General features: G+C 70.1%; 8 protein-coding genes and 1 pseudogene. 4 read left to right on the top strand and 5 right to left on the bottom strand.

The window, feature by feature from the left end; genetic code table 11:
• From FYX01_RS15445 to FYX01_RS26685, 4 genes and pseudogenes are all read right to left on the bottom strand, one after another.
• Positions 1 to 575, bottom strand: a pseudogene (locus tag FYX01_RS15445) (activator-dependent family glycosyltransferase); the annotation flags it as partial.
• A 106-nt stretch (positions 576 to 681) separates the two neighbouring features.
• The gene (locus FYX01_RS15440; protein WP_150241897.1) at positions 682 to 1,668 is read right to left on the bottom strand and encodes an ATP-binding cassette domain-containing protein; all 987 of its coding nucleotides are present in this window, start codon (positions 1,666 to 1,668) and stop codon (positions 682 to 684) included.
• The gene (locus FYX01_RS15435; protein WP_223830487.1) at positions 1,661 to 2,473 is read right to left on the bottom strand and encodes a TylF/MycF family methyltransferase; all 813 of its coding nucleotides are present in this window, start codon (positions 2,471 to 2,473) and stop codon (positions 1,661 to 1,663) included. Before FYX01_RS15435 ends, FYX01_RS15440 begins: the two co-directional genes overlap by 8 nt.
• Positions 2,470 to 2,901 (bottom strand): GNAT family N-acetyltransferase, encoded by a 432-nt coding sequence (locus FYX01_RS26685; protein ID WP_223830486.1) that lies wholly within the window; start codon positions 2,899 to 2,901, stop codon positions 2,470 to 2,472. Before FYX01_RS26685 ends, FYX01_RS15435 begins: the two co-directional genes overlap by 4 nt.
• 701 nt (positions 2,902 to 3,602) lie before the next feature.
• Between FYX01_RS26685 and FYX01_RS15430 the strand changes: the two genes are divergently transcribed.
• Both FYX01_RS15430 and FYX01_RS15425 read left to right on the top strand, forming a co-directional pair.
• On the top strand, positions 3,603 to 4,979 hold the full coding sequence (locus tag FYX01_RS15430) for a radical SAM/SPASM domain-containing protein (protein ID WP_150241892.1): 1,377 nt from the start codon (positions 3,603 to 3,605) through the stop codon (positions 4,977 to 4,979).
• Positions 4,976 to 5,932, top strand: a complete 957-nt coding sequence (locus FYX01_RS15425; RefSeq protein ID WP_150241889.1) for a hypothetical protein — start codon at positions 4,976 to 4,978, stop codon at positions 5,930 to 5,932. The genes FYX01_RS15430 and FYX01_RS15425 overlap by 4 nt, the downstream gene beginning before the upstream one ends.
• A 396-nt stretch (positions 5,933 to 6,328) precedes the next feature.
• Here the strand turns inward: FYX01_RS15425 and FYX01_RS15420 are convergent, their stop codons facing one another.
• The gene (locus FYX01_RS15420) at positions 6,329 to 7,675 is read right to left on the bottom strand and encodes an NAD(P)/FAD-dependent oxidoreductase (protein ID WP_150241887.1); all 1,347 of its coding nucleotides are present in this window, start codon (positions 7,673 to 7,675) and stop codon (positions 6,329 to 6,331) included.
• Between the two features lie 599 nt (positions 7,676 to 8,274).
• Between FYX01_RS15420 and FYX01_RS15415 the strand changes: the two genes are divergently transcribed.
• Entirely contained in the window at positions 8,275 to 9,351 is a 1,077-nt protein-coding gene (locus FYX01_RS15415; RefSeq protein ID WP_150241885.1) for a hypothetical protein, read from the top strand.
• Between the two features lie 134 nt (positions 9,352 to 9,485).
• The gene (locus tag FYX01_RS15410; RefSeq protein WP_150241883.1) at positions 9,486 to 10,346 is read left to right on the top strand and encodes an ACT domain-containing protein; all 861 of its coding nucleotides are present in this window, start codon (positions 9,486 to 9,488) and stop codon (positions 10,344 to 10,346) included.
• Positions 10,347 to 10,375 lie beyond the last annotated feature (29 nt).

Here is a 10,375-nt window from a genome sequence, read left to right as displayed (position 1 = left end):
GTGAAACGCGTGCCCAGGCGCCGGGCGTGGCCGTCGAGCCAGTCGGCGAGGGGGTCCTCCCTCTCGTGCGGGGGCTGCTGCTCCATGGCCCGCAGGAAACGCCCCCGCATCCGCCCCAGCAGGTCCAGGCTCCAGAGCAGGCGCGCGTGGACGGCACCCACCGCCTCGGCGGCCAGGGGCGCGGCGAGCGCGGTCGGTTCCCAGATGACCAGGTCGGGCCGCCACCGTCGGCAGAAGTCGACCAGGTCACCGATCATGGGCTCGTTGACGACCCGGAGCCACCAGGTCACCAGCCTGCGGTACCCCTGGAGCAGGTGGCTCCAGGCCGGCGGCTCGGGGCCGGCCTCCGACAGGTCCAGGTCGGGCCCGTCGGAGCCCCGCCGTTGCAGCATGCGTCCCAGGCGGTAGTCGGCGCCCAGGGGGACTCCGGTGAGACCGGAGGAGACGACGGTCTCCATCAGGGAGGGCTGCCCCGCCACCAGGACCGTGTGTCCCGCCGTCCTCAGCGCCCAGGCCAGGGGGGCCATGCCCAGGTAGTGCGTCCTCTCCGCCTGGGCCGCGATCAGGATGCGCATCGGAAACCTCCGTGGGTACCGCCGCCCTCGCCGGATCCGCCCGGTGGCGGGGCGGAGACCGTGCCCGCCCCGTTCTCCGCGCCGGTACGGGGGGACCGCCGGGCGCTCACCGGGGGAAGGACGTGGGGCGCTCGCTCCGCGAGGCCTCCTTGTCGCGCAGGGCGGCACCGGTGTGGTGGACGAAGACGTCGTCCAGGCTGGGCCGGGTGACGCTGACCGATGTGACGGGCAGGCCCGGCTCGGAGAACAGGCGGGGGATGAACCCCTCGCCGTCGGCGACGGAGAAGGCGACCCGGCCCTCGCGGAGATGGGCCTCGACACCGAAGCGTTCGCGCAACAGGGCCACGACGGTGTCCTCGTCCCGGGTGCCGATCACCACCAGGTCCTCGCCCACCGCCGCCTTGAGCTCCTCGGGAGGGGCCAGGGTGACGATCGCCCCGGCGTCCATGATGGCGATGCGGTCGCAGTTCTCGGCCTCCTCCAGGTAGTGCGTCGTCATGAAGACGGTCACGTCCTCGTTCTCGTGCAGTCTCCGCACGTACCTCCAGATCGCCCGGCGGGTCTGCGGGTCCAGGCCCGCGGTCGGTTCGTCCAGGAACAGCACGCGGGGGGAGTGCAGCAGGCCCCGGGCGATCTCCAAGCGCCGCCTCATGCCCCCGGAGTAGGCGAAGGCCCGCTCCTTCCTGCGGTCCCACAGGCCGACCACCTCCAGCACCTCGCGTATCCGGAGGCCGGTCCGGGACCGGGGGACGCCGTACAGGTCGGCGTGGAACCTCAGGTTCTGCTCTCCGGTGAGGTGGAGGTCGAGCGTCGACTCCTGGAAGACCAGACCGATGTTCCTGCGCACCCCCGAAGGGCTCCTGGTGATGTCGTGCCCCGCGACGGACGCCGTTCCCGTGCTCGGGGCCAGCATGGTGCACAGCATGCTGATCATGGTCGACTTCCCGGCGCCGTTGGGGCCGAGCAGTCCGAAGACCTCGCCGCGCTCCACGTCCAGGTCCGTCGCCCGCACGGCGTCGAGGTCCCCGTACTTCCTGCCCAGGCCGCGTGTGGTGATCACCGGCTCCGCACCGGTCCCGGCCGGGCTACTCACCGTCTCCCGCGCTCCCCGCTCCGCGGCGCCAGAAGACCCCCGAGCGGTCGATCATGTGCAGCGGCTCCGTGACGCCGTGGCGTTCGCGGAAGTGGTTCACGGCGAGGCGGCAGGAGGCGAGCGCGCCGTAGTCGTCCACGATCACGTAACCGCCCTCGGAGAGCTTCGGGTACAGGTGCGTGAGAGCGTCCGCCGTGGACTCGTAGAGGTCGCCGTCCACGCGGAGCACGGCGAGGGACTCGACGGGGGCTTCGGGCAGGGTGTCGCGGAACCATCCCTCCAGGAACCTGACCTGGCCGTCCAGCAGGCCGTAGCGCCGGAAGTTCTCCTCGACGTCCTCCCTGGACGCACTGAGGAAGTCGTTCCACAGGTGCAGGGGCGATCCTCGGTCCGCGGGATAGCGGGCGGTGTCGGGTTCGGGGATCCCCTCGAAGGAGTCCGCCGCCCACACGGTCCGGTCCTTCACCTCGTGGGCCCGGAGGACGGCGCGCATGAGGATGCTCGCCCCTCCGCGCCAGACCCCCGCCTCCAGGAGGTCGCCGGGCACGCCGTCGTGGATGACGCTCTCGACGCATTCCTGGATGTTGTCCAGGCGCTTGCGACCGACCATGGTGTGGGCGACGGAGGGCACGTCCATACCCAGTTCGCGCTGGGCCGGGTCGAACTCACGCCTCTCGCGCCGCTCCGTCTCGATGGTCCCCGACCACTCGCCGAACCAGATGCGGGAGTCCTGGTAGACCGTGTTCGTGAGGACCCGCTTCATCAGGTCCAGGTACAGGTGGGACTGGGGGTTGGGGGCACTCACCCGCGACCCGCCCCCGTGGCCGTGCGGGCGCCGCCCACCAGGCGGTTGACGAACGGTGCCACGTGCCTCTCCCAGGTGTCCCTTCGGACCGAGTAGTAGTAGAAGTCCCAGTAACGACCGCGGAAGAAACCGTGGTCCTTCAGCGTCAGCTCCCTGGGCATCGACACCAGCTCGGAGTCGAAACGGTCGATACTCGCGTCGGTCGTCACGAAGTAGATCTTCCGTGCGCGTTCCCATTCGGCGAAGGCGTAGTTGACCAAGAGCGTCATGGACTCGGCTCCCACACCGAAATGCAGATCGTCGCGGTCGGTGTAGATGGCCGTTTTCATGTGCCCGGCCCTGGAAGGACCGCGGAGCGAACAGCACCCGATGACCTTGCCGTCGGTCTTCTGCTCGATCAGGAACGCGGTCACGTCCTTATCCAGCATCGACGCGATTCTCTTCTCCTGCGCCTCCACCGTGAACACGGCCTCAAGTCCCGAACGCAGGAGGAATCCGTGCAGATCCTGCTCTGGTCCGGTGAGAGGCCTGAGCCGGACGTGTCGACTTTCCAGATGGGGAATGAGCACGCGCCTTCACCTCCGGTGAGATTATCGTGTGCCGGCCGGGCGCTCCCGGCGCCCGCGGCCGCGTAACCGGACAGGCGCTGTCCTGCGCCGGTCGAGCGTCGGCACCGTTTCTACCAGATCCGACGCTTCCCGCCCGTCCCGCTGGCGGGACAGGTCGGATCCCCTTCTCCCGCGGGTGCGGCTTTGCGCTTTCGGCGCCGTTGACGCTCTACCGGCATTCGCCTACGGTGGCCGGTAATCGTTGGAGCATAGGTAATTCCGGGTGCTTCTGAGACATCCGAGGAGGTGGAATGGAGTCCTTCGGGGGAAACCTCGCGGAGTCCTCCGTGCACGAGCCTCCCGGCCGAGTAACCGACACCGTCTGCTGACGTCCGCGTAGAGCCCGTCTTCACCGTCGTCATCTCCCGGGCGGGTCAGCGGGGAAGCCGGTGGCGAAGGGAGGAGAAGGGCTGCACGAACCCCGCGCCCGCTCCGAACGGGTCGACCCCCTCTTCTGAAAATCTCCTTCTGGCCGAAAAAGTGGTCGGATAATACTCCATGTCGTATTCCCGGAGGCTGTCATGTCCGAGAGTGGCCAGAAAGAAAAGTACAAGCCGTCCAGGTTCAACGTCATCACGCCCTCGGACCCGGACGGCCTGGTCATCTACAACTCCCTGCGCGGCAGCGTGTACCGCATAAGGCCCCCCGCCGACGAGGAGGTGCACTCCCTCCTGCACAACAGGAGCGCGGTGCTGGACCGGCCCGCGAGCGGGGACGGAGGGGAGGGGCTCTTCGACACCCTGCGCACGAAGGGCTTCCTGGTTCCCGCGGACACCGACGAGGATGACGTGGCGGCCGCGGTGAGCTCACGCCGCAAGCACCGTCGGGACGTGCTCGACCTCATCATCATGCCCACGGAGGCGTGCAACTTCCGGTGCGACTACTGCTACGAGGACTTCGCGCTGGGCAGGATGCTCACGAGTGTGCGCGAGGGGGTCCGCCGGCTGGTCCGCGAGCGCCACGCCGCCCACCCCCTCCAGACCCTGAGCGTCTCGTGGTTCGGGGGCGAGCCCCTGGTGGCCTTCGAGGTGATCGAGGAGCTCAGCGAGTTCTTCCAGTCCTTCTGCGCCGAGAACGGCGTCAGGTACTCGGCCGGCATCACGACCAACGGGTACCTGCTCACCGAGGACGTGGCCCGGCGATGCCTGGACCTCTCCATCAGCCGCTACCAGATCACCGTCGACGGACCGCGGAGCACGCACGACGCGAGCCGCTACCTGATCGGCGGGGGCCGGACCTACGACGAGATCGTCCACAACCTGGAGGGCATGAGCGTCCTGGAGGACGACTTCCAGGTCACCCTCCGCACGAACTTCACCGAGCACAACCGTGACCGCGTCCCCGAACTCATCGACGAGCTCGGGCGGCGCTTCTCGCGGGACCCCCGGTTCACGACGATCTACCGGCCGGTCGGGAGCTGGGGAGGGCCCCAGGACGAGGAGACGGGGGCGCACTCCGGCAAACAGGCCGAACTCCACAAGCTCGACCTGTGCTCCCACGCCGCGGACCGGGGCCTGTCCAACGGGGACGAGCGCATGCTGCGCCCCAACGGGTCGGTCTGCTACGCGGCCTCGCCCTGGTCCTTCGTCATCCGGCCCAACGGACTGGTCAACAAGTGCACGGTGGCCCTGCGGGACCAGCGCAACGCGGTCGGGCGGCTGGACGAGGAGGGTGGGCTGAACCTCGACGAGGAGAGGATGAGCCTGTGGGTCGACACCGACGACACCAGTGACTCCGGTTGCCAGAGCTGCTTCTTCCAGCCCTCCTGCCAGGGCGCCGCCTGCCCCTTGGTGAGGCTGGAGGAGGGAAGGAGGCCGTGTCCGCCCCACAAGGTGTGGATCGGGCCGACCATCGAGACGTACGCGAGTATGGCGCGGCGCGAGAGGGAGAGGACGTGAGCACGCGGGACCGGAGCGAGGCCCTGACGGGGGACGTGGACTGCCTGTGGTTCGCGTGGACCGCGGGTGATCGCGCGGTGCGCAAGGCGAGGACCGAGACGGAGACTCCGGTCATCGAGCGCGAGCCCGGGGTCACGGCGGAGGCGGTCCTGCCCACCCTGCGGCCCGCCTGCTTCCTGCTGTCCGAGGGGGAGTCCCTGCGCTGGTGGTCCGCCGTCCGGGGGTACCTGGGCCCCCCGCTCCCCCTGCCCGGGGGCGACCTCCGGGTACTCGGCCTGCGGGAGGGGGACGGGGAGGGGCCGGGCGTGCTGGCCGCCGACTCCGAGCGCCTCCTCGTCCACGGACCCCGGGGGTGGTCCGCCGCACTGGGGCTGGACTCCGCGCCGCTCGTGCTGGCCTGGCAGTCCAGGCGCCGCCGCGCCCTGGTCGTCACCGAGAGCGGAACGGTGCACCAGTACGATCCCGGCAGCGGTCACACGGAGACCGTGGAGCCGCCCTCGCCACGCAGGTACCTCCACGGCGCCTACGACGAGATCCTGGGCGGAATCTGGCTCGTACCCGCGGACAGCCCCGGCACGGCGTGCTTCGTCCGGGCGGAGCCGTGGCCTCCCACCCCGGTCTACGAGGTCGACCTGCCCGCCGTGGCCACGGGACTGGGGGTCTCGCACAGCGGGGAGTGGCTGATCGTGTACACGGGCGACAGGCCCGCGGCATGGCTCTACAACGTCAACGGCGCGAGGTCCTTCGAGGCGCCCCGCGGCATGGCCGAGCTGTCCTGGCCGGGGGCCTTCACGTTCGCCAACCACCTCATCGCGGTGGACCGCGACACGGCCGAGGCGGTGGAGATCCCCGCCCGGGCCGACATCCGCGCACCGGGCGGCGAACTGGACATCGACGTCTTCTGGGAAGCGCGGCCGAGAATGCACCGGGCCAGCAAAGCGAACAGGACGTGACGTGGTTTCTCCGTGCTTCCGGGATCTTCCTTTCATCCACTCGGTGAGTGAAGTCCTCGGTAGGTGGAGTTAGACGGTTGAATTCTTCGCCACGGTTTGCCTATGATAAATTCGCCCAGATCTCTGGGCGTGAATAAAGAAAGGATTCGGTATGGACGCTTTTGAGGAAGTCCTCGTCGAGGCCGAGGCCGGCGACGACGGCTACGAGGCCGTCGACGTCAACTTCGGCTGCTGATTCTCCGGAATCTGCTTCTGGTCCGTGGTCCGTTCTCCGGAACGGGCCACGGCCTTTTCGTTCCCCGCCCCGGGCAGCCTTCCGGGGCGGGGCCGCCGGAACAGTCCCCCGTTCCGTTCGGGTGGGCGTTCCGGTTTCCGGGCGGCCGGGAACCGGAACGCTCAGAACTGCGGTGCCGTCCTCGGGGCGCGCAGCGTTCCCAGGAACGGGTGCCAGGGGTGGGCGGGATCGTTCTCCACGGTCGCGAGCACGTCGCGCATCGCCTGGAGGGCCCGGGGCTCCTCCCCGTCGTAGACGTCGCCCTGGAGCATCTTCAGGACGTCGATCCGGTAGCGGGGATCCTGGACGAAGACCGTGAACAGGATGTTGAGCCGGTAGTAGATGCTGATGAACTCGTACCAGTAGGAGACGGCCCTGCGCAGTGTGCCCTCATAGGTATCGAAGGACGCCTTGCCGTAGTCGCCTCCCGCGCGGTGCGCCGCCACGATGTCCCGGCAGGCGATGCGCGCGCTGTTGAGGGCCACGCTCACACCGCTGGAGAAGATCGGGTCGACGAACCGGGCGGCGTCGCCGATGAGGACGTACCTGTCGCCGCAGATCCGCCGCATGGCGTAGCTGTAGTCCGCCTCGACCCTGAAGGGCCTGATGCGCCTCGCCGCCTTCAGCGCCGTGTCCAGTTCCGGGTGACTGCCCACGAACTTCCAGAAGAAGCCCTCCCTGTCGGTGTTGGCCGTCCTGAAGCGCGCCTTCTGGGTCACCACCCCGACACTGGTGACGGTCTCGGTGATGGGGATCTGCCAGACCCACGTGTCCTTGATCGGCAGGAAGTGCACGAAGATGTGGTCGGCTTCCTCCGGGCGGGACGCGAGCGCGCCCCGGTCGAGCCCCTCGACCCACGTGTGGACCGCGTACTGGTCGAACACGGGGTCGGAGACCTTCATCCCCAGCTGCCTGCCGAGCATGGTCTGCCGACCGGACGCGTCCACCACCATCCGGCAGGTGAGGCCGGCCTCGGTGCCGCCCAGCCGGGCGGTCACGGTGACCCCCTCGGGGTCGTCGAAGCACGCCTTCGTCACACGCACGCCGGAGAACACCCTGGCGCCGTGTGACTCGGCGTTCTTCAACAGGATCAGGTCGAACTCGCCCCGGTCGACGTGGTAGGTGAAGTCGCGGTCGACGCCCTTCTGCCCGCGTTCCACGAACTGCACCTTGGCGGACCAGTCGTGGCTGAGCCCGGAGAGGCCGTCGCGCGGGATCCGCCGCGTCTCCGCGGTGGTCCAGGAGGCGCCGTACTTGCGGGGGAAGCCGGCGGCGTCCACCGCCTCCAGGGCCCCGGTCTCCAACAGGACGGGGGTCGTCGCCGGGACGAGGGACTCCCCCACGTGCGGCCGGGGGAACACCTCGCCCTCGATGAGGGCGACCGACATCCCCTCCATGGCGAGATAGGCGGCGGCGGTGGAGCCCGCCGGCCCCCCGCCAATGACTATGACATCGAAATCATGCTTCATTCGCTGTGCGTCCTTCGTGAAGCAGCGAACTCCTTGCGAGGGCAGTTCGGTGGCGGCGGAATGCCTGTTCCTCTGGGAAGCGGTGCCAATGTATACCACGAAACTCATAGGCGTCGGAATGTCCGTTGTCGTTCTCCCGTGCATTCTGGCGAAGGTGCTCCGGACCTGCACCGGAAGGGTGGGGTCTCTCCGGACGGCGCCCCTGGAATCGTGAACGCGCCCCGCCCGCCGGGCGGCCTCCGGCGGACGGTTCTTCCGCGAGCGTTATGTTTTCGTTATATGAATGGGGAGGGGGGCGTGTTTTCCCGCTCCATTCCGTGTTCCCCGGGGCGGGGGAGAGCTTCCCGCTGTACCAGAATGGCCGTGCGGCGTCCACCCGTCCGTGTCCCGAACGGAGCCCCGGGCAGGAACACGGTCGGTCCGGCCATGGAATAATCCGGGCCCTCCCGGACGGGCGGATGACTCGTCGCACGGACCGCTGGGGAAGCGTCCGCCGGGAAACAGGGCGCGACCGGCACACCGCCTCCGCCCGGTCCGACCCGCGGCCGGAGAGGACCTGATCCTCCCCCATGGTCCGTACCTACGGAAAGTGCGATCCCATGCACCCCACGAGCCCCCTCGCCCTGCGGTTTCCCCTTCTGGCGCGCTCACGCCCGGCCTGTGTCCCGCTTGGGGAACGCGTCGACGCGCTGTGCCGACTCGCGGACACGGCACGCGAGACCGAGGACCAGTCGAAGGCCGCATCGGTTTTCAACCAGGCCGCCCTGCTGGCCTCTGACGCGGGCATGCCAGAGCTGGCCCGGACATGGTGCCACCAGCACGCCTCCGCGAGGCTCGCTTCGCCGCCCCTGAGCGGCCTGGGCGCCATCCACGCGCTGGAGCCGCTCGTCAACCTCGCACGGCTGCACATCCGGGGCGGGGACGGCCGAAGCGCGCTGCGGCTGCTGGAGGCCCTCTTCGAGGCCGTGTCCTCACGGGCGGACGTGGCCGTGGACGGGCTGCGGGTGCCCGGCGGCCTCGCCGCCGACGGAGACGCCCTCGACGAGGTCCGCTCCTGGCTGAGGAGGGTGCTGCTGGCGGACGGAGTACACGCCCTCACGGTGGACGGGCACTGGCAGGACGCACTCGACCACCTCCGCCGCTACGACGGCGTCGGCGAGCGGATGTGGGACGGCCGCCAGGTCGCCGTCATCGCCAGCGCCACCTCCGGAGACCACCGCCACGCGCTGCGCCTGGTCAGGGAGACCGTCCCCGGAGAGCCCTGGGAGAACGCGGTCACGGCCGCTCTGGCGGTGGTGTGTCGGCGGGGCGAGGCGGACGAGGACGAGGTCCTCCGCATGCTGGACGGATACCGGGAGCTGGTGTGGGAGGAGCGAACCGCCGTCTTCCACACCCGCCTGGGCCTGACCGTCGCCGACGTCCTGGGGGAGGAGGGGGCGGACCGGGCGCACGGCCTGGTCGCCGACCTCGCCCGCCAGGTGCTGGCCAGCCTCAACGGCTACTGCGCCAGGGAACTGCTCCGGGCCCGTCCCGTCCTTCCCGCGGACGCGAGGGACGGGCTGTCCGAGGTGGTCTCCTCCTGCGGCCTCGGCCCGGGCGGGATGCCGACGCACGCGCGCCAGCGCGTGGACACCGCCCTGGGTTCGCTCGTGCGCCTGCTCGGACAAGGGGCCTGAGAGCGGTCCGCGTGCGCGGCCGCCGGTCCCCTCGCGGCGGCGGCCCCGCTCCGTGACCGCCGTCACTCCGCTTCGTTACCGCCCCGTCACGGAACGGCAAGCGGGCGCAACATCGGTTTGGCACCTTCGGACCCATGGACGTTTCCGAAGGTGACTACGGAACCAACGACCACCACCGCGGCTTCCTCGGCCGCGAGGCCCTGGAGCTGGGCACGCTGCTCCTCGCCGCCGGCGCGGCGCACCTGGTGGTGCTCTCCCTCGGGCACAGCGACACCGGGGTCCGCGCCCTGATCGCCGTGGGCCTGCTCCTGCTCGCGGTCTCCGCGGCGCACCGGTGGCGCCGCCACCGGGCCGTGTCCGCCCCCCGCCGCGGGGAACGTGACCGGGAGGGCACACCGACCGCCGCTCCGAGCGGTCCGCCGACCGTGCCGGGCCCCTCCCACATCCCCGACGACCTGCTGTGGAGTGTGCGCGTCACGGTCTCCGACGTGCCCGGGGGCCTGGCCGCGCTCACCACGCGGTTCGCCGCCCTCGGGGTCGACATCAGGCTCATGCAGGTGCACCCGGCGGGGACCGACGCCATAGACGAGTTCTTCGTCAGCGCACCCGCGCACATGGGCGAAGACGCCCTGTACGGCGCCGTACGGGAGGCGGGCGGGCGTGACGCCGCGGTCCGCCGCGCCGACGTCCACGAGCTCAGCGACACCACCAGCCGCACGCTCGCCCTGGTCAGTGCCCTGGTCAACGGGTCGACCACCCTGGAACGCTCCCTGCTGTCCCTGTCCGCGGCCCAGGACGTGGCGTACACCGCGCAGCCGCCCGGTGACATGGCCAGGGAGGACCTGTCCGGCACGACCATGACCCTGCCCGCGCCCGACGGCGGCGTCCTGGCGGTCCGCAGGCGGGGTGTGCCCTTCACCGCCGTGGAGTTCGCGAGGTGCCGGGCGCTGGCACACGTCGCCTCGTCCCTGCACGCGCGTTCGCTTCGGGGATGAGGGACGTCCACAGGCGGCACGGATCCGGG

The organism is Nocardiopsis quinghaiensis (genome assembly GCF_008638365.1).
GTDB classification, from domain to species: Bacteria; Actinomycetota; Actinomycetes; order Streptosporangiales; family Streptosporangiaceae; genus Nocardiopsis; species Nocardiopsis quinghaiensis.
Note: the sequence above shows the minus strand (reverse complement) of the source record. Positions and strands in the feature narration are given on the sequence as shown.